Origin of the sequence: Vibrio sp. 1727, assembly GCF_033344415.1 — a bacterium.
GTDB lineage: Bacteria > Pseudomonadota > Gammaproteobacteria > Enterobacterales > Vibrionaceae > Vibrio > Vibrio alginolyticus.
This window is the reverse complement of sequence record NZ_JAWPOT010000485.1, coordinates 1-580: the sequence shown is the minus strand read 5'-3', so window position 1 is coordinate 580 and position 580 is coordinate 1. Positions and strand designations below refer to the sequence as shown.

Annotated in this window: 1 protein-coding gene; it reads left to right on the top strand. The window is 45.3% G+C overall.

Annotated elements, in window-relative coordinates:
* Positions 1-580 (top strand): sulfatase-like hydrolase/transferase (locus tag R8O10_RS26500; RefSeq protein WP_318192136.1); only part of this gene is annotated, 580 nt, incomplete at both ends.

The window sequence follows — 580 nt, the reverse complement described above, 5'->3', positions numbered from 1 at the left end:
CCTGAAGAGTACCAAGGTAAAACCGGTGCTGGTTTCTATGCTGACGGTGTGAAACAGCACGATGACCAAATCGGCGAACTACTGAAAAAAGTGAAAGATCTTGGTGTTGATGACAACACTATCATCGTTTACACCACAGATAACGGCCCGATGGTTGACCTATGGCCAGACGCAGGTATGACACCATTCCGTAGTGAGAAGAATACAGGTTGGGAAGGTAGCTTCCGTGTTCCTGCTCTTATCAAATGGCCTGGTCACATCAAAGCTGGCGAAACCTTTAATGGCATGATGTCTCTTGAAGACTTCTTCCCAACATTGGTTGCAGCAGCAGGTGACACTAAAGTTAAAGACGAGCTACTGAAAGGTAAGAAAGTTGGCAAGATGAACTACAAAGTTCACCTAGATGGTTATAACTTCCTGCCATACCTCACTGGTAAAGAAGAGAAAGCACCGCGTGAAGAGATTTTCTACTTCTCGGACGATGGCGATTTAACTGCGCTTCGTTACAACAAGTGGAAATTGGTCTTCATGGAACAACGTGCAAAAGGTACGTTGCGTATTTGGGCTGAACCATTCACCA